Below are 17,618 nucleotides of genomic sequence, written 5' to 3' on the forward strand. Positions count from 1 at the left end.
CCAGCACGTGTGAGGACGCCGCGTCAGTCGCCGTGCGGGCCCGTGTCCGGATGGGCGACGACAGACAGGAAGCGGATCGGCAGCTCCACCAGCTCGGTCGGACCGTGGACGCCCTCGCCGTCGAGCTGGAGCGCGTCGCCGCGGCGCATGTCGTAGCTCGCGCCGCCGTGGCTGTAGATCATGTGGCCCTCGAGCATGTACAGCAGCTCGGTGCCGGGGTGCTGGAAGAGGGGGAACACCTCGCTGCGCTCGGTGAGCGTCACGAGGTGCGCCTCCATCCGCTTGTGCTGCCCGCGCAGGCCGCCGAGCAGCGTGTAGTCGTGACCGACGCGGGTGCCCCGGGCGACGATCCGCGCGCCCGCGCCGGCCGGGGTGTGCACCGCCTCGCGGTCGACGTCGGCGCCCCGGAAGAAGGCGGTGACGGGGATGTCGAGGGCGTCGGCGAGCCGGGCGAGGGTCGTGAGGCTGCACGAGATCTGCGCGTGCTCGATCTTCGAGAGCATCGGCTTCGAGATGCCGGTGCGCACCGCCATCTCGGCCAGCGTGGCCCCGGAGGCCCGCCGCCGGGCGCGGACCTCCGCGCCGATCGCCCGCTCGAGCCGGCCTTCCTGCGACGCCGGGCGATCGACCTCGCGAGCCGCCGGGCCGTGATCGACACCCTGACCGGCGCCGTCCCCGCCCGCCGGGTCCACCGTCGGACCGTTCACCCTCGGGCCGGGGACGTCGCGGCGGCTCATGGGGCTCAGTATGCCGTCACCGCATCTGACCGGCGCCGACGTAGGGATGGGGACTGCGCAGCAGGTCGCCCTCGGCGAAGCGGGACAGCCGGAAGTCCGACTCCGGGATGTCGACGTCCCTGCTCTTGCCGTCGACGACGAGGTCGGCGACCAGCCGCCCCACCGACGGCGCGATCTTGAATCCGTGCCCGGAGAACCCGGCGGCGACGAACAGGCCGTCGACGGGCGTCTCGGAGATCGCGGGGTTGAAGTCCGGGGTGACGTCGTAGCAGCCGGCGTACGTCGAGGCGATCGACGCGCTCTCCAGGCCGGGGAACCGCGTCCCGACCTTCTCGACCGCGAGGTCGAGGAAGTCGGAGCTGGCCTGGTTGGAGTACCGGTCGGGGTCGGCCGGCTCGAGCTCGGCGAGGTCGGAGTTGCCGAAGAGGATCTCCCCGCCGCTCGCCTCGCTCCGGACGTACTGCAGCGAGACCAAGTCGGAGAACACCGGCACCGGCCCGAGGTCCTGACCGGGGTCGATGAGCACGATCTGCTCACGGTGGACGGTGATCGGCAGGTCGACGCCGTGCGCGGCGAGCAGCGGCACCGACCACGGCCCGGCCGCGAGGACGACGCGGCGCGCGTGGATCCGCGCTCCGTCGGCGAGCTGCACGCCCGTCACCTCGTCGCCCGCCGAGAGGATCCCGGTGACGGTCGTGCCCTGCCGGAGCCGGACGCCGGCCCGGCGCGCGGCCCCGGCGAAGGCCTGGGCGGTCTGGTAGGCGTCGCCGTACCCGCCGCGCTCCTCCCACGCGAAGGCGGCGAAGGGCTCGAGGTCGGCCACCGGCCACAGGCGCTGCACCTCGGCGCGGTCGATGTCCTCGGTACGGACGCCGACGGCGCGCTGGTTCGCCATCGACGCGTGCAGGGCCTCGACGTTCTGCGGGCCGACGCCGACGACGTAGCCGGTCTGGTGGAAGCCGACGTCCGCCCCGAGGATCTCCTCGGCGTTCTCGAAGACGTCGAGCGCCTGGGTGGCCATGGCGGCCAGGGACGCGACGCCGTAGTGGCAGCGCACGACGCCGGACGACTTGCCGGTCCCGCCGTCGCCCACGGTGGAGCGCTCGACGATGACGACGTCGGTGACGCCGCGCTCCGCGAGCGCCCAGGCGGTGGCGCAGCCCTCGAGGCCGCCGCCGACGACGACGACCTCGGCGGTGTCGGTGCTGGTGCTCATCGCTCACGCCCCGGAATCCAGTCGGTGCCCGCGAGCGGCACGCGGGCCATGGCGGCGGCCTCGATCGTCAGGGCGACGAGGTCCTCGGGCTCGAGGTGCTGCACGTGGGACTTGCCGCAGGCGCGCGCGATCGTCTGGGCCTCCATGGTCAGCACCCGCAGGTAGTTGGCGAGGCGCTTGCCGGCCCGGACGGGGTCGAGCCGCGCGGACAGCTCGGGGTCCTGGGTGGTGATCCCGGCGGGGTCGCGGCCGTCCTGGAAGTCGTCGTAGTACCCGGCGGCCGATCCGAGCGCCTCGTACTCGGCGGCGTACTGCGGGTCGTTGTCGCCGAGCGCGATGAGGGCGGCGGTGCCGATGGCGACGGCGTCGGCACCGAGGGCCATCGCCTTCGCCACGTCGGCGCCGGTGCGGATGCCGCCGGACACGACGAGCTGCACCTTGCGGTGCACGCCGAGCTCCTGCAGCGCCTGGGTCGCCTGGGGGATCGCAGCGAGGGTGGGGATGCCGACGTGCTCGATGAACACGTCCTGGGTGGCGGCGGTGCCGCCCTGCATCCCGTCGACGACGACGACGTCGGCGCCGGCGGCGACCGCGAGCTTCACGTCGTAGTACGTGCGCGTCGCGCCGACCTTGACGTAGATCGGCTTCTCCCAGTCGGTGATCTCGCGCAGCTCGAGGATCTTGATGGCGAGGTCGTCGGGACCCGTCCAGTCGGGGTGGCGGCACGCCGAGCGCTGGTCGATGCCCGCGGGCAGCGTCCGCATCCCCGCCACGCGGTCGGAGATCTTCTGGCCGAGCAGCATCCCGCCGCCGCCGGGCTTGGCGCCCTGACCGAGCACGACCTCGATGGCGTCGGCCTTGCGCAGGTCGGTCGGGTTCATGCCGTAGCGGCTGGGGAGGTACTGGTAGACCAGCGTCTTCGACTGGTCCCGCTCCTCGGGGGTCATGCCGCCGTCGCCGGTGGTGGTCGACGTGCCGACCTCGCTCGCCCCGCGGCCGAGGGCCTCCTTGGCCTGGCCCGAGAGCGCGCCGAAGCTCATCCCGGCGATGGTCACCGGCGTCTCGAGGTGCAGCGGATACGTCGCGTGGCGGTCGCCGAGGACGACGTCGGTGTCGCAGCGCTCGCGGTAGCCCTCGAGGGGGTAGCGCGACATCGAGGCGCCGAGGAAGAGCAGGTCGTCGAAGTGGGGGAGTGCGCGCTTGGCGCCCCAGCCCCGGATGTCGTAGACGCCGCTCGCGGCGGCGTGCTGGATGCCGGCGATGGTGGCGCGGTCGAACGTGGCCGACTCGCGCAGTCCCCTGCCCGCGGCGTCCATCAGTAGCTCCCCGAGTGCTCAGAGGTGAAGTGGTAGAGGCGCCGGGCCGAGCCGTAGCGGCGGAACTCGCCCGGGTCGTGGTCGAGGTCCGCGGCGGCGAGGAGCTCGGCCAGCTCGGCGCGGTGCTCGTCGCGCATCGGCTTCTCGACGCAGTCCGCGCCGAGGGCCCCGACGGCGCCGCGGACGTAGAGCCGGGCCTCGTAGATCGAGTCGCCGAGGCCGTCGCCCGCATCGCCGCAGACGACCATCCGCCCGGCCTGCGCCATGAACGCGCTCATCGAGCCCACGGAGCCGCCGACGACGATGTCGACGCCCTTCATCGAGATGCCGCAGCGCATCGACGCCGAGCCCCCGATCACGAGCAGCCCCCCGTGCGCGGTCGCGCCCGCCGACTGGGAGGCGTCCCCGGTGACGCGGACCGTCCCGGACATCATGTTCTCGGCGACGCCGGTGCCGGCGTTGCCGTGGATGGTGACCGTGCCGCCGTCGTTCATGCCGGCGGCGTAGTAGCCGGCGTGCCCGCGGACGTCGACGGTGATCCCGCGGTCGATGCCGGCGGCGACGGCGTGCGCGCCGGCCGGGTCGAGGACCTCGTAGACCTTCCCCGACGGATCGTGGAGCTCGGCGTTCAGGGCCCGGACCTGGTCCGACGCCAGGTCGAACGTGATCGTGTCGTCGGCCAGCCCATCGTTCACTGACGCTGCCATGCGTAGACCTTTCCGGGCTCGGGCTCGTAGAGCCGGGCGGACTCGATGCCGGGCAGGCCGGCGAGGGCGCGGAACTCCGACGCCATAGCGACCCACGCGTCGGTCTCGGCGACGACGGCCGGCTTGCAGGCGATGGGGTCGCGGACCACGGCGAAGCCGTCGGCGCTGGTGACGAGCAGCGTGTAGAAGCCGTCGAACGTCTCGCGCAGCGCGAGCAGCGCCTTCTCGAGGTCCTCGCCCTGGGCCAGCCGCGAGGCGACGAAGCGGGCGCCGACCTCGGAGTCGTTCGCCGAGTCGAACCGGACGCCCTCGCGCTCGAGCTCGCGGCGGACCGTCGCGTGGTTGGAGAACGAGCCGTTGTGCACGAGGCACTGGTCCGGGCCCACCGAGAACGGATGGCAGCCGGCCGGGGTCACGGCCGACTCGGTGGCCATGCGCGTGTGGGCGAGGCCCTGCCAGCCGTGGGCGTCCGCGAGGTCGTAGGTCGCGGCGAGGTCGCGGGGGTGGCCGGTGCCCTTGTAGACGGTGAGGTCGTGGCCCGAGCCGATGACCACCGCGGTCGGGAACGCCGTCCGCACGCGCTCGACGAGGGTGTCGACGTCGACCGGGGCGCCGACGATCGTGGTGTCGCCGGCCGGGGTGACGAGGGCCCCGTCGACGGAGAGCCCGCTCGTGTCTGCGCCCGGCGGCAGGAGCACCGAGACGGCGGCGTAGCCCTCGGGGCAGCGGCGGGTGTCGCCGTAGACGGCGACCCCGGCCGAGTCCGGGCCGCGCTCGACGACCCCGCACAGCATCGACTCGAGCAGGCGGCCGAGCTGCGGGTACAGCTCCGCGTCACGCAGGTGGAGTCCGACGATCCCGCACACGGGCGGTTCCTCTCTCTCGGACCTGATGGGTCGTACTGTGAAACATAATCTCCTGATAGGAGACAGGGAAGGGGGTGCGGTTCATCGGGCGGTGTGACGTCCGCCGTCTCCTCCGTGTGTCCCACCGGTGCGGGACACACGGCGCCCGGTGATCTCGTCCGTATCGTCGAGGCGTGCCCCGCTCGCTCCCCGGCGTGCTGCGCGCGGCCGTCGCCGCGTCCCTGCTCGCCCTCGCCGTCCTCGGTCGGCACATCCGTCGCAACATGGGTGCCTCGCGCGCCGAGCTGCGTCGCTCGGCGGCACGGTCACCGCACGCCCGCGACGGGGCGTTCGCCAACCGCGAGCCCGGCCTGCCCCGGCCGGACCTCACCCTGCGGCAGCTGGCGACGATGCTGCTCAACCGGTCGCCGCGCGGCAGGCCGCCGGGACCGATCCCGCTCGTCACGCACGACCCCCGGCGTGAGCGCTCCGCGCTCGCGGTCACCTGGCTCGGCCACGCGACCGTGCTGCTCGAGGTGGACGGACGCCGGCTCCTCATCGATCCCGTCTGGTCCGAGTACACGTCGCCGGTGCCCCGCTTCGGGCCCCGCCGGCTGCACGGGGTCCCCGCCTCGCTGGGGGAGCTGGGCGCGCTCGACGTCGTCCTCCTCAGCCACGACCACTACGACCACCTGGACCGGCCGACGGTCACCGCGCTCGCCGACCGCACCGACGCGGTGTTCGTCGCGACGCTCGGGGTCGGCGCGCACCTGCGGTCCTGGGGCATCCCGTCGGAGCGGGTGGTCGAGGGCGACTGGGAAGACGTCGTCCACGTCGCCGGCCTGACCCTGACCTGCCTGGAGTGCCGCCACTTCTCCGGGCGGTCCTTCCGCCGCAACACCACGCAGTGGGCGGCCTGGAAGGTGGCCGGGCCGGAGCACGCGGTCTACGTCGGCGGCGACACCGGCCCGACCGACGCCCACGCCCGCACCGGCGACGAGCACGGCCCGTTCGACCTGACGCTGCTCCCGATCGGTGCCTACGCCGACCTGTGGCCCGACATCCACACGACCCCGGAGCAGGCCGTCGCGGCGCACGTCGACCTCGGCGGAGCGGTCATGCTGCCCATCCACTGGGCGACCTTCGTGCTGGGGTTCCACCCCTGGGCGGAGCCCGCGGAGCGGGCCCTGCGCGCCGCCGCGGCCCACGGCGTGGCGCTCGCCCTGCCGGCCCCGGGGCGGCGTGTCGACCTCGCGGGGGCGGCGGTCCCCTCCGCGCCGTGGTGGGCGTCCACCGACGACCCCGGGGTCGACGAGCTGCGCGAGGTCACGCCGTCCGCAGTCGGAGCGCCGACCCCAGCGCCCCGGCCGCGACCATCGCGATGACCAGGCCGCAGAGGACCGTCGCCACCGGGGCGAGGCCCCAGACCTCGACGGCCACCCCGGCCAGCAGGCTCGAGACCGCGGCCGCGAGGTAGCAGAACAGGTAGACCGCGGCGAGGGTCCCGGCGTGCGCGCCCTCCGGGCTGCGGTCGAGCAGGACCCGCATCGCGCCGGCGAACGCGACGCCGAAGCCCGCTCCCGCGACCACCGCGCCCACGAGGTACACCGCGAAGCTCCCGACGGCGATGGCCGCGATGTAGCCCGCGATCCCGACCACCAGCCCGGCCGCGCCACCGGTCAGCGCGCGCGACGGGGCCAGGCGGTCGGCGGCGAGCCCCGCCACGGGACCGGCCAGGTGGTAGACGGCCACGGCCACCGCGCCGCTGAACAGGTCGTTCCGGCCCAGGACCGAGACCGCCAGCGAGGGCGCCAGCGCCTGGGTGAAGCCGCCGAGGACGTAGGTCGCCGAGATGAGCAGGCACACCGCGGGGAACAGCGGGCGGGCGCTCGACGGGACACGGACCACCGGCCGCAGGGACTGCAGGGCCCCGGGGCGGCGCGCGATCGTCTCGGGCAGCACGGCCACCGCCAGGGCGCCCACCGTCAGCAGTCCCGCCGTGACCAGGAAGGAGACGGTGGGCGCGGTCTCCGGCGCGAGCTGCACCGCGGCCCCCGAGGCGAGCGACCCGATCGCGATGCCCCCGGGGGGGCGCGCCGCTGGTGATCGCCCCGGCCAGCCCGGGACGCGACGGGGGAGCGAGGTCGACGACGAACGCCCCGAGCGCGCTGAGGGCGAGGCCGATCGAGAGGCCCTGGGCCGCGCGTCCGATGATCAGAGGTGCCGACGAGTCCACCGTCGAGAGGACCAGGCACGCCGCCGCGCCCACGAGGAGCGCCGGGACGGCGACGCGCCGCCGGCCCAGGTGGTCGGAGAGGCTGCCGCAGCACAGCAGCGCGACGAGCAGCGGGAGGATGTAGACCGCGAACGCGCCGGTGAGCGCGATCGTCGAGAGCCCGTAGGTCTGCTGGTAGACGACGTAGAGCGGCGCGGGGACCCCCGCCGCGGCGCAGATCGCGACCAGCGAGACCGATGCCGTCGTGAAGGACGTGGCGGGTCGGATGCGGGCGCGGCGGAGCACCAGGGCTCAGGCCGTCGCGGGGCGGACGGCGGCGGGGATCACGGACACCGAGGGTAGGCCGCGGGATGCGGTCCCGCTGCGGCTACCTCGGCGTCGCCCACGCCCCCTCGCGGCGGGACAGCAGATGGATCGTCAGCCCGACGCCCAGGATGATCGCGAGCCCGAAGGCCAGGGCCGCGCCCACGGAGACGAGCCGGACGAGGAGCGCCCCGACGAGGACGCCGACGGTGAAGGCCACCAGCGCGAGCCCCCGGCGGATCACCTTGGGGTCGCCGCGGCCGGCGCCGCGCTCGGTGAGCACCCCGGTCATCGTCAGGGTGAGCACCACGGTGAGCAGGTCGGGGACCTTGAGATAGCGGATCAGGGCGAGCTGACCGCCCATGGAGGCGGCGAGCAGCACGATCACCAGGGTGCGGACGCCCGCCGGGAGCACGTCGCCGACGGCCACCACGAGGACCGTGACCGGGAGGGCGAGGACAGCCTTGTAGACCGTCACGTTGCGCAGGGCCCGTCCGCGGTGCCCGCCCGAGCGCCGGCAGATCCACGCCCCGGCCAGCACCCCCAGGACGAACGACCCCAGCGACACCAGCGGCGACACCACCGAGAAGCCCTCGACGCCGGCGAGCCCGATGCCGATGAAGACGAGGTTGCCGGTCATCGAGGACACGAAGACGCGGTCGAGGGCGAGGATGCTGACGGCGTCGACCACACCGGCCAGCACGGTCAGGGCCAGGAGCATCGCCGGCAACGGCCCGTCCCGGTCGTCGATGAACGCACCGCCCAGTGCCGAGCCGACCGTCATCCGACGATCCTGGCGGTGACGGACGGTCGGGTCACACCGAGACCGGTTCGCCCCTCTTGAGCGCCGCCAGGTACGGGTCCGGCGAGAAGAGCGCCGTGACGATCGTGATCAGCACCATCGCCGACATGTACACCGCGATCCAGCCCCAGCCGCCGGTCGCGTCGAGCAGCGCGGTGGCGATCACTGGGGCCAGCCCGCCGGCGAACACGCTCGCGCCCTGCGCCCCGATCGACGCCCCGCTGTAGCGCACCTCCGGCTCGAACAGCTCGGAGAAGTAGGCGGGCTGCGGCGCGTAGACGGCCGAGTTGCCGATGTTCACCGCGATCACCGTCGCCACCACGATGAGGAACAGCGAGCGGGTGTCCAGCGCCCAGAAGTACGGCCAGCTCATGGCGAGCAGCACCACCGAGCCCCAGAGCACCACCGGACGTCGCCCGTACTTGTCGCACGCCCAGCCGTAGAACGGGATGCTGACCAGCCCCAGCGCCGACGAGATGATGACCGCGAGCAGGAGGTCGCTGCGGGCCAGCCCGAGCACGATGGTGCCGTAGGTCAGGACGAACGTGGTGTGGATGTAGAACGTGCTGTTCTCGGCGAAGCGCAGGCCCGCGGCGCGCAGGACGTTCAGCGGCTGGCGGCGCAGCACGGCGATCACCGGCTGCCGCTCGATCTTCCCGGCCGACCGGGCCTGCTCGAAGACCGGGGACTCGGCCACCTTGAGCCGGATCACGATGCCGACGACGACGAGCACGATCGAGGCCAGGAACGGGATGCGCCAGCCCCAGGAGAGGAAGGCCTCGTCGGACAGGACGGCCGAGACGATCAGCAGCGAGAGGTTCGCGAGGAGCATGCCGGCCGGCACCCCGGTCTGCGGGAAGCTCCCGAAGAACCCGCGGCGGTTCGGTGGCGCGTACTCGACCGCCATCACCGCCGCCGCGCCCCACTCGCCACCGAGGCCGATGCCCTGCACGATCCGCAGCAGCACCAGGATGATCGGCGCGGCGAGCCCGATCGCCTCGTAGCTGGGCAGCAGCCCCACGAGGAACGTGCCGCCGCCCATCATCACCACCGACAGCACCAGCATCGACTTGCGGCCGATCCGGTCCCCGAAGTGCGCGAAGATCACGCCGCCGAACGGGCGGGCGATGAACCCGACGCCGAAGGTCGACAGCGCGAGCAGGGTGCCGGTGAGGGGGTTCGCGGTCGGGAAGAAGAGTTTCCCGAACACCAGCGCGGCCGCCGCGCCGTAGACGAAGAAGTCGAACCACTCGATGGACGTGCCGATCAGGGTCGCCCCCGCGACGCGGCGGGTCTCCTTCGCGGTCGGAGCGGGCCGTGTGCTCGGAGCAGGCTGCATCGGGGGAACCGGCCTTCCGCGAGGAGGGTGTCCGTCTTCCGTGTGACGCGCATCATACGAAAGCAGGTGACCGGATCACCAGACGTGACTGCTCGCGAACCGTCGGCGACTTCGTCAGTCGCACCGGACGTTGAGCGCCAGCAGCGCCGGCGGCGCGTCGCCGTCGAGGCGCACGACGGTGCGGGCGGCGCTCTCCAGCCGCGGGAAGACCGTGCGGTAGCGGTCGAGCGGGATCTCGAGCAGCTCGCAGAGGAGCAGGCGCAGCAGCGACTGGTGGGCGACGACGAGGACCCGGCCGCCGGGGTGCTCCTCGGCCGCCTCGCGGAGCACCGGCAGGGCGCGCGCGACGGCGGCCTCGCCGGCCTCGCCGCGGGGGAGGGGATGGCTCGCCGGACACCCGACGAACGCCTCGAGGGCGTCGGGGAACGCCTCGCGCATCTCGTCGCGGGTCAGCCCGTCACCCTGGCCGAAGTCGACCTCGACGAGGCGCGGGTCGACACGACAGGTCAGCCCGGCCGCCCGCGCGGCCGGGGCGGCGGTCTCGTGGGCACGCCGCAGCGGCGAGGTGAGGACGGCGTCGAGCCCGGCGTCGGCCGCCCAGCGGGCGAGCTGCGCCCCCTGGTCGTGGCCCCGGTCGGTGAGCTCGACGTCCGAGCGGCCGGCGTACCGGTTGTCGACGTGCCAGACCGTCTCGCCGTGGCGGACGAGCACCAGCTCGGTCATGGGGCGTCCTCCGTGATCCAGCCGCGCTCCCGGAGCGCGCCGCGGAAGGCGGTGTAGCGCTCGTCGAGAGCGGTGTCGTCCCGGGGCTCGACGACCTCGGCGGTGTGCACCATCGCGGCCGCGGCGGCCACGAGGTCGGGCTCGCCGCCGTCGGCGTCGACCGCCGCGCGGGCCAGCAGCGCCATCCCGATCGCGGGTTCGGCCTGGTCGGGGCGCTCCAGCGCCGTGGACAGGACGTCGGCGCGCCGCTGGTTCCACCACCGGTTGCGGGTCGCGCCCCCGGTGATCGTGCGGCGGCCGCCGGTGTCGGCGCCGAGGGCCGTGACGTGGTCGAGGCAGAGACGCTCGACGAAGGCGACGCCCTCGGCGAGCGCGGCGAACGCGGTGCGTTCCCCGACGGCGCCGACCAGCTCGTCGAGCGGGCGGGGACGGTCACCGTCGAGCCAGAAGCCCCGGGCGTCCGGCGCGGCGAACGGGAAGCGCTCCCCGCTGCCCGCGAGGGGGTAGACGACGGGCAGGTCGGCCGGCGGGTCGGCGAGCAGGGCCTCGGTGTACTCCTCGAAGCGCGACGGCTCGATCAGCTCGGCCAGGACCGCGGCGCCGGTGCTCGACGCCCCGCCGGGGAACCACCAGCCGGCCTGGGGCCCCCGGTGGCAGTAGACGGTGCCGGTGGGGTCGTGCAGCAGGTGGTCGGCAACGCCCTTGAGGACGAGCGTGGTGCCCAGCACCGCGTTCCAGTCGCCGGGACGCACGGCGCCGGCCCCGAGCTGGGCGGCGCAGCCGTCGGTCATGCCGGCGAGCACGGGCGTGCCGGGGCGCAGCCCGGTGGCCGCCGCGACGTCCGCGCCGACGCCGCCGAGGGCCTGGCCGGGCAGGACCACGTCGGGCAGCGCGTCGACCTCGAGCCCCAGCTCGGCGAGCACCGCGGCCGGCCACCGTCCGTCGAGCACGTCGTAGCCGGTCTTGAGCGCGGTGCTCGTGTCGGTGGGGACGTCGTGGCCGACGAGGTGGGCGGTGATCACGTCGGTCTGGTGGCGCACCCGGCTCATCCGGCTATGGGGCTGCTCGTCGCGCAGCGCGAGCACGGTCGGCAGCGCCCACGTGGCGCCCACGCGGTAGCCCAGGCGGTCCCAGACGGCGGCGCCCGCCTCGCGGACCCGCGCGACGCGGTCGCTCCCGCGGGCGTCGTCGTACATCACCCCGGGCGAGAGCGGGGTGCCGTCGTCGTCGACGAGCACGACGGTGCCCGACGTGCCGTCCACGGCGAGGCCGCCGACCGAGCCGGGATCGACCGCGGCGACCACCTCGGCGAGCACGTCGTCGACGGCCCGGCACCAGGCGCGCGGGTCCTGCTCGTGGCGGGCGGACCCCTCGGGCCCGGCGGTGCGCCGGCTCCCGAGCGGGCGCGAGGCCCCGGCCCGCAGCGCGCCGACGTCGTCCACGGCCACGGCGCGGACGCTCTGGGTGCCGAGGTCGATCCCGATCCACGTGCGGTCGGAGCGGACCATCGGGGACCTCCACGCTCGTCAGCGGCGACTCAGATGTACCAAGTTCGGTGTGAACTTCACAAGCAAGATGGGCCGTTCAGCGTGCTGCGACCGTCACCTCCACGTGCTCGCGCATCTCCAGCAGCAGCTCGTCGCCGACACCGTCGTCCACCACGAGCGCGTCGAACGCGTCGAGCGGCCGGAGCTGGTGCAGGGCACGACGCGGGGCCTTGCTCGAGTCCATGAGCAGGACCGAGCGTGCCGCGGCGTCGAGCATCGCGCGCTTGACCAGCACGATGTCCTGCTCCTGGTGGTAGGTCATCGAGCCGGTCATCGACGACGTCGACACGAATGCCGCGTCCACCGACATCCGCGTGATCGACTCCGTGGCGGCGATCCCGCCGAACGAGTCGTGGGTGCGCGAGTAGTCGCCCCCGAGGGCGATCAGGCGCACCTCGGGGATCGTCTTGAGGATCTCGAGGGCTGGCAGGTAGTTCGTCACCACGGTCAGCGGGCCGACGTCCTCCAGGCGTTCGACCAGGGCCAACGCCGTCGTCGAGTCGTCGACCATGATCGAGGAACCGGGCTCCACCATGGCGAGGGCGGCGTCGGCGATCCTCGCCTTCTCGGCCCGGTGCACGGTCCGCCGGTACTCCGAGTGCGCCTCGAACACCGAGGTCGGCTGGGCCGACACGCCCCCGCGGTACTTCCGTACGAGCCCGCGGCGGGCGAGGTCGTCGACGTCGCGGTGCACGGTCATGAGGCTGACCCCGGTGAGGTCCACCAGCTCGGCCGCGCTCGCCGAGCCCGCCGCCAGCACGTGATCGACGATCCGCTCCTGGCGGCTGGTCCTCGCGTGCACCGCGCGGGGCGCGGGCGGTCGGCCGCTCACGGGGCCCAGCATCCCGCAGTCGACTCCGGGTGCGGTGCGGGTGGTCGTGCATCGTCTCTTTCTTCGATCACATCGACGATGTTAATTTCCCAGGACCGATGTGGGGAGAGACGATGACCGGTGACGTTCCCGGCCCCGCGGACCGGATCGCTCCGGCCGCCGTGGTCTTCGACCTCGACGGGGTGCTCATCGAGAGCGAGCACCTCTGGGAGGAGATGTGGACCCGCTACGCGGCCCGCTCCGGGGTCACCTGGACCGCCGAGGACACCGGCCACGTCCAGGGCATGAGCGCCCCGGAGTGGGCGGACCACCTCGCCCGACGCGCCGGCATTGGTGACGCCGCCGCGGCCGAGCGGGCCGTCGTCGACGACATGGTCGAGGCGCTCGAGCAGGGGCGGATGGAGCCCTACGACGGCGCGGTGGTGATGGTGCGCGAGGTCGCCGAGCGGGTGCCGATCGCGCTGGGCACCTCGGCGGCCCGCCGGCTGCTCGACGCCGTCCTCGCGCGCCACCGGCTCGACACCACGTTCACGGCCACCGTCTCGAGTGCCGAGGTCCCGCGCGGCAAGCCGAGCCCCGACGTCTACCTCGAGGCCGCGGGACGGCTGGGTGTCGACCCCGCCGCCTGCGTCGGCGTCGAGGACTCCAGCAACGGCATCCGTGCCGCCCACGCCGCCGGCATGACCGTCGTCGCGATCCCGAACCCCACCTACCCGCCGAAGCCGGACGCCATGGAGCTCACCACCCGGGTCGCCGACGGCGTCCCCGCGGCCCACCGCGAGATCCTCGCCCTGCTCGACGGCGTACCGACCGGAGCCGCCCGATGACGCGCGTACTCGCCGCCGGGGACGAGTTCGTCGTCTCCACCCTGTTCGACGAGGCCCTGCGGGCCGAGCCCGACGTGGGTGACCTCGACATCGCCCACCTCACGGCGGGCTGGCCCCACGAGCCCTTCGGCCCGGTCGGCCCCGAGGGCGCGCGGGTGGAGGAGGCGTCGGGGACCGAGGACGACCTCGTCGCCGCCCTCGACGGTGCGCGCGTCTGTCTGACGCAGATGGCGCCGTTCACGGCCCGGGTGTTCGACGCGGCGCCGGACCTCGAGATGGTCGCGGTGTCCCGCGGCGGCCCGGTCAACGTCGACCTCGCGGCGGCCGACCGGGCCGGCGTCGCCGTCGCGCAGGCGCCCGGCCGGAACGCGGCGGCGGCGGCCGAGTACGCGGTGGGCATGACGCTCGCCGCGCTGCGCCGCATCCCGATGGCCGACCGCGAGCTGCGCGACGGCGTCTGGCGCGGTGACCTCTACGCCTACGACGAGGCCGGTCGCGAGCTCGACGGCGCCACCGTGGGCCTCGTGGGGTACGGCGCCATCGGCCGGATCGTCGCCCGGGTGCTCGGCGCGTTCGGCGCGACCGTCCTCGTCGCCGACCCTTACACCGACGAGGCCACGGCCGGCGCCGACGGCGTCCGGCTCGTCGGGCTCGACGAGCTGCTGCGCTCCTCGTCGGTGGTCAGCCTGCACGCGCGGCTCTCCGACGAGACCCGCGGCATGATCGGCGCCCGCGAGCTCGACCTGCTGCCCGAGGGCGCGGTCCTGGTCAACACCGCCCGCGGCGGCCTGCTGGACTACGAGCCCCTCCCGGAGGCCCTCCGCTCCGGACGGCTCGGCGGGCTCGCGCTCGACGTCTACGACGTCGAACCGCCCCCGGACGACTGGCCCCTCCACCACGCGCCGAACGTCGTCGCCACACCGCACCTCGCCGGGGCGACGAAGGAGACCGCGCACCGCGCGGCGTCCATCTCCGCCGGCGAGGCCGCGCGGTTCCTGCGCGGCGAGCCGCTGCGGCATCCGGCGAACGAGATCGCCCGCGCACGCACCGAGGGGGTGGCGTCGTGATCGTCGGAGTGGACGTGGGGACGTCGATGACGAAGGCCGACGCGTACGACGACGCGGGCCGCAAGCTGGCGTCGGCCGAGCAGGCGTCGCGGCTCGAGCAGTTCGCCGACGGCCGGGTCGAGCAGGACCTCGAGGACGTCGTCTCCTCGGTCGTCGACGTCGTGCGCCGCGTGGTGGCCGACGCCGGGCAGCCCGTGCGGGCCCTGGCCCTCACGGGGCAGGGCGACGGGCTGTGGCTGCGTGACGCCGACGGCGCCGCGACGCGCCCGCCGATCTCCTGGCTGGACGACCGGGCCGCCGACGTGGTCCGCGGCTGGCAGGACGACGGCACCGTCGCCGAGGTCTACCGCCGCACCGGCGTCGGCCTGTTCCCCGGATGTCACGCGCCGCTGCTCACCGCGCTCGGACGCGACGAGCCGGAGTCGCTGGAGCGGGCCGTGGTCGCGGGCTACTGCGTCGACGCCCTGGTCCAGCGCCTCACCGGCGAGATCACCGTCGACGCCTCGGACGCGTCGCTGCCCTTCCTCGACGTCGTCTCCCGGACCTACGACGAGGGCGCGCTCGCGGCGTGCGGGCTCGGCGAGCGGCGCGGGCTCCTCGCGGACCCCGCGCCGTCGGGCACCGTCTTCGCCCTGGACCGCCGCGGCGCGGAGCTCCTCGGCCTGCCCGAGGGCACCCCGGTGACCGGTGGGCCGTTCGACCTGCCGGCCTGCGCGGTCGGGGCCGGGCTCTCCACGCCGGGCGACGGTCTCCTGATCATCGGCACGACGCTGGCCTGCGAGGTGTTCACCGACCGCGTCGACCCGGACGAGGTGCCCGACCCCGCCGGGATGTGGCTCTGCACGCCGGAGGACGGGCTCTGGCTGCGGGCCATGCCGGCGATGGTCGGCACCGCGGGGCTCGACTGGCTGCTCGACTTCCTCGGCGTCGGCATCGACGCCCTCGAGGACCTGCTCGCGGGCACGGGCCCGGGCGCGGGGGGCGTCTCGGCGCTGCCGTTCCTGGCGGCCTCGGGGGAGCGGGCGCCGTTCGTCGACACCCGCGCCCGGGGGCAGATCGAGGGCGTCACGCTGGGGACGGGGCGCGGCGACGTCGTCCGCGCCGTGTGCGAGGGCATCGCCTACACCGCCAAGCACTGCTTCGAGCGCGCGTCCTCGTCGGCCGACGCGCAGGGACGGCTCGTGGCCTGCGGCGGCGGCTCGCAGTCCGGGCCCTGGGCGCAGATCTTCGCCGACGTCCTCGACCGCCCCCTGGAGGTGCCCGACGACCCCGGTCTCGGCACGCGGGGAGCGGCCGTGACGGCTGCGCGGGCCCTCGGCGACGACCTCGACCCCGCCGCGTGGGCCGCGCCGTCGCGGACCGTCGAGCCCTCGCGGGACGCGCAGGGCTGCTATGCGGACGGCTACCTGCGCTACCGCGCCCACGTCGACACGGCCCGCGACTTCTGGGCGCGCCAGGCGCAGGGTTTCGCGCGGGAGCAGATGTGACCTAGGCGCGTCGCCGCGACATCTCGGCGAAGCGCAGGACCCAGCGCCGCTGCCAGGGCGTCTGCACCGCGCGGTAGTGGTAGTGCTCGCGCGTCCAGCTCACGGCGTGGCTGGGCGTGAGGCCGTCGAGGATCGCCAGGCAGGCGACGACGGTGCCGGTGCGTCCCTTGCCGGCCCTGCAGGCGGTCTCGACGTGCTCGCCGCCGTGGGCCCGCCGGTAGAGCCGCTCGATGGCCCGGACCGCGGCGAGCGGATCGCGCGGGACGCCGAAGTCGGGCCACTCGAGGCGCTCGTGCTCCCAGCGCGGCGTGTAGTCGACGCCGAGGTAGAGGCCGAAGTCGGGCTCGAGGCCGCCGGGAACGGGGTCCCGCACGCCGCGTCCGCGGACGACGGTGCGACCGGGCAGGACCAGCGTGCCGGACCAGACATCGGAGGAATCGGAGCGGGACGCCATCCGCTCACTGTGCACGAGGGGCGTGGTGGGCCCCGGTCGACGGTCGTGACCGGTACTGGGTCACCGCGGGTAGCTCTGCGCGGCAGACGGCGTATCTCGATGGGCCGCCGCGACATCGGATTGCGCACAAGCGTTTGTCGGGGCGTGATGCGTTGGCATCCTCCGGTGACCAGGAGGAACACCGCATGCCGCAACATCGCCTGCTCGACCGTCACGGTGAGGTCGAGGCCCGGCTCCGTCGGATGACCGGCGGGACCTCTCACCGTCGGCCCCCGCGCAACGCCCGCAACCTCACCGCCGTGGCGCTCGCCAGCGTCGTCGCCGGGGGAGCGCTGGCCTCCACCGTCGAGCTCACCTCCGCGGACGGTCCGCCGTCCCAGCGACCCGGCTCGGACGGCGGCCCCGATACCGGTCCCGGCCCCGCGACAGCCGCGGCGTCCGATCGCGTCGAGGAGCCCGACCCCGACGTGGCGGCCGCTCCGCAGAGCGACGGAGCCGTCGTCACCCCGACACCGGCCGTCGCCACCCCGAAGACGACCGCGCCGGCCGCCCCGCTGTGGCTCGCCGACGGCCCCGAGGCCTTCCGCGCCACCCCGTGGAACACGGTCGGCACCACGCCGCCGCGGATGGACGGCGACGCGCTGCGCTTCGCGGTGTCCGGTCCCTACCAGCGCACCGAGCTCGAACCCGCCGTGCCCGCGCTCGAGGAGGGCGACGAGCTCTACTTCGCGTTCTCCGTGCGGCTCGACGAGGCCTTCCCGGCCAATGGCTCGAGCCGCCAGGTGATCACGCAGTGGAAGAACGACAGCCCCGGCTCGGCGCCGGTCGACCTGCGGGTGTGGAACGGACAGCTCGTCCTCCACGGCGGCCACGGCCACCCCTCGGGCCCGTCCACGTTCACGCGCAGCCTGGGTCCGGCGCCGGTGGGTCGCTGGTCGGACGTCGTCGTCCGGGTCCGGTTCTCCGCGAACCCGGACGAGGGCAGCGTCAGCGCCTGGCAGGACGGCGAGCAGGAGGTCGGCTGCTACCACCCGCCCGGCGGCACCCTCTATCCCGGCCAGACCAGCTACCTGAAGACCGGCCTGGCCCGCGAGCCCACGATCACCCGGCCCGCCGAGGTCGCCTTCCGCGACTGGACCGTCGGGCCGACCCTCGGGTCCGTCCGCTGAGCCATCGCGTC

Annotated in this window: 17 protein-coding genes and 1 pseudogene; 5 read left to right on the forward strand and 13 right to left on the reverse strand. The window is 74.4% G+C overall.

The window, feature by feature from the left end; genetic code table 11:
* Positions 1 to 23 precede the first annotated feature (23 nt).
* The 5 genes from OG774_RS04315 to OG774_RS04335 are packed head-to-tail and all read right to left on the reverse strand — an operon-like array spanning position 24 to position 4,842.
* Positions 24 to 737 carry a helix-turn-helix domain-containing protein gene (locus OG774_RS04315; protein ID WP_328307010.1) on the reverse strand — a complete coding sequence of 238 codons (714 nt, stop codon included), beginning with the start codon at positions 735 to 737 and terminating at the stop codon, positions 24 to 26.
* Between the two features lie 16 nt (positions 738 to 753).
* On the reverse strand, positions 754 to 1,953 hold the full coding sequence (locus tag OG774_RS04320; protein ID WP_328307012.1) for an NAD(P)/FAD-dependent oxidoreductase: 1,200 nt from the start codon (positions 1,951 to 1,953) through the stop codon (positions 754 to 756).
* Positions 1,950 to 3,269: an FMN-binding glutamate synthase family protein gene (locus OG774_RS04325; protein WP_328307014.1), complete on the reverse strand. Its 1,320-nt coding sequence runs from the start codon at positions 3,267 to 3,269 to the stop codon at positions 1,950 to 1,952. Before OG774_RS04325 ends, OG774_RS04320 begins: the two co-directional genes overlap by 4 nt.
* On the reverse strand, positions 3,269 to 3,976 hold the full coding sequence (locus OG774_RS04330) for a glutamate synthase (RefSeq protein ID WP_328307015.1): 708 nt from the start codon (positions 3,974 to 3,976) through the stop codon (positions 3,269 to 3,271). The genes OG774_RS04325 and OG774_RS04330 overlap by 1 nt, the downstream gene beginning before the upstream one ends.
* A complete protein-coding gene (locus OG774_RS04335) occupies positions 3,961 to 4,842 on the reverse strand; it encodes a glutamine amidotransferase (protein WP_328307017.1) in 882 nt (293 codons plus the stop codon). The genes OG774_RS04330 and OG774_RS04335 overlap by 16 nt, the downstream gene beginning before the upstream one ends.
* 173 nt (positions 4,843 to 5,015) lie before the next feature.
* On the opposite strand from OG774_RS04335, the gene OG774_RS04340 reads away from it, so the two are divergent.
* On the forward strand, positions 5,016 to 6,206 hold the full coding sequence (locus OG774_RS04340; protein WP_328307019.1) for an MBL fold metallo-hydrolase: 1,191 nt from the start codon (positions 5,016 to 5,018) through the stop codon (positions 6,204 to 6,206).
* Here OG774_RS04340 and OG774_RS04345 read toward each other — a convergent pair.
* The 7 genes and pseudogenes from OG774_RS04345 to OG774_RS04370 all read right to left on the reverse strand — a co-directional run bounded on the left by OG774_RS04345 (position 6,148) and on the right by OG774_RS04370 (position 12,603).
* Positions 6,148 to 6,867, reverse strand: a complete 720-nt coding sequence (locus OG774_RS04345) for a hypothetical protein (RefSeq protein WP_328307021.1) — start codon at positions 6,865 to 6,867, stop codon at positions 6,148 to 6,150. The two genes, OG774_RS04340 and OG774_RS04345, sit on opposite strands and share 59 nt — an antisense overlap.
* A 64-nt stretch (positions 6,868 to 6,931) precedes the next feature.
* Positions 6,932 to 7,342, reverse strand: a pseudogene (locus OG774_RS29800) (MFS transporter); the annotation flags it as partial.
* 82 nt (positions 7,343 to 7,424) lie between these two features.
* Positions 7,425 to 8,144, reverse strand: a complete 720-nt coding sequence (locus tag OG774_RS04350; protein ID WP_328307023.1) for a YoaK family protein — start codon at positions 8,142 to 8,144, stop codon at positions 7,425 to 7,427.
* 31 nt (positions 8,145 to 8,175) lie between these two features.
* Positions 8,176 to 9,501: an MFS transporter gene (locus OG774_RS04355; RefSeq protein WP_328307025.1), complete on the reverse strand. Its 1,326-nt coding sequence runs from the start codon at positions 9,499 to 9,501 to the stop codon at positions 8,176 to 8,178.
* A gap of 114 nt (positions 9,502 to 9,615) precedes the next feature.
* Complete coding sequence (locus OG774_RS04360; protein WP_328307027.1) at positions 9,616 to 10,224, reverse strand: histidine phosphatase family protein; 609 nt, start codon at positions 10,222 to 10,224, stop codon at positions 9,616 to 9,618.
* Complete coding sequence (locus OG774_RS04365; RefSeq protein WP_328307029.1) at positions 10,221 to 11,732, reverse strand: FGGY-family carbohydrate kinase; 1,512 nt, start codon at positions 11,730 to 11,732, stop codon at positions 10,221 to 10,223. Before OG774_RS04365 ends, OG774_RS04360 begins: the two co-directional genes overlap by 4 nt.
* 76 nt (positions 11,733 to 11,808) lie before the next feature.
* A complete protein-coding gene (locus OG774_RS04370) occupies positions 11,809 to 12,603 on the reverse strand; it encodes a DeoR/GlpR family DNA-binding transcription regulator (protein ID WP_328307031.1) in 795 nt (264 codons plus the stop codon).
* Between the two features lie 146 nt (positions 12,604 to 12,749).
* On the opposite strand from OG774_RS04370, the gene OG774_RS04375 reads away from it, so the two are divergent.
* From OG774_RS04375 to OG774_RS04385, 3 genes are read left to right on the forward strand one after another with little or no spacing between them, the layout of a single operon-like run.
* Positions 12,750 to 13,430, forward strand: coding sequence for an HAD family hydrolase (locus tag OG774_RS04375; RefSeq protein WP_328310773.1), 681 nt, complete (start codon positions 12,750 to 12,752; stop codon positions 13,428 to 13,430).
* Positions 13,427 to 14,497, forward strand: coding sequence for a 2-hydroxyacid dehydrogenase (locus OG774_RS04380; RefSeq protein ID WP_328307033.1), 1,071 nt, complete (start codon positions 13,427 to 13,429; stop codon positions 14,495 to 14,497). The genes OG774_RS04375 and OG774_RS04380 overlap by 4 nt, the downstream gene beginning before the upstream one ends.
* On the forward strand, positions 14,494 to 15,984 hold the full coding sequence (locus tag OG774_RS04385) for an FGGY-family carbohydrate kinase (protein WP_328307035.1): 1,491 nt from the start codon (positions 14,494 to 14,496) through the stop codon (positions 15,982 to 15,984). Before OG774_RS04380 ends, OG774_RS04385 begins: the two co-directional genes overlap by 4 nt.
* Position 15,985: 1 nt before the next feature.
* Here the strand turns inward: OG774_RS04385 and OG774_RS04390 are convergent, their stop codons facing one another.
* Positions 15,986 to 16,438 carry a protein-tyrosine phosphatase family protein gene (locus OG774_RS04390; protein WP_328307037.1) on the reverse strand — a complete coding sequence of 151 codons (453 nt, stop codon included), beginning with the start codon at positions 16,436 to 16,438 and terminating at the stop codon, positions 15,986 to 15,988.
* A gap of 185 nt (positions 16,439 to 16,623) precedes the next feature.
* Between OG774_RS04390 and OG774_RS04395 the strand changes: the two genes are divergently transcribed.
* Positions 16,624 to 17,607 (forward strand): heparin lyase I family protein, encoded by a 984-nt coding sequence (locus OG774_RS04395; protein ID WP_328307039.1) that lies wholly within the window; start codon positions 16,624 to 16,626, stop codon positions 17,605 to 17,607.
* The last annotated feature ends 11 nt before the right edge of the window (positions 17,608 to 17,618 follow it).

The organism is Actinomycetospora sp. NBC_00405 (assembly GCF_036044095.1).
GTDB classification, from domain to species: domain Bacteria; phylum Actinomycetota; class Actinomycetes; order Mycobacteriales; family Pseudonocardiaceae; genus Actinomycetospora; species Actinomycetospora callitridis.